Annotated in this window: 1 protein-coding gene; it reads right to left on the bottom strand. The window is 65.8% G+C overall.

Going from position 1 to position 260, the window contains the following annotated elements:
* Positions 1–260 (bottom strand): alpha-amylase family glycosyl hydrolase (locus EBH09_RS00055; protein WP_238697095.1); only part of this gene is annotated, 260 nt, incomplete at both ends.

Raw genomic sequence — 260 nt, 5'->3', positions numbered from 1 at the left:
CGAACTCGACGAAGTCGGCCAGGTCGCCGAACTCGGGCAGGACGGCGGTGTAGTCGGAGACGTCGTATCCGCCGTCGCGCAGCGGTGACTTGAAGAAGGGCGGGAGCCAGAGGCAGTCCACGCCCAGCCATTGCAGGTAGTCCAGCTTGGCGGTGAGGCCCTTGAGGTCGCCCACGCCGTCGCCGTTGCTGTCCTGGAAGGAACGGACGAGGACCTCGTAGAAGACGGCTCGTTTGAACCAGTCCGGGTCCCGGTCCTTG

Origin of the sequence: Streptomyces sp. E2N166, assembly GCF_003671715.1 — a bacterium.
Taxonomy (GTDB): domain Bacteria; phylum Actinomycetota; class Actinomycetes; order Streptomycetales; family Streptomycetaceae; genus Streptomyces; species Streptomyces thinghirensis.
Note: the sequence above shows the minus strand (reverse complement) of the source record. Positions and strands in the feature narration are given on the sequence as shown.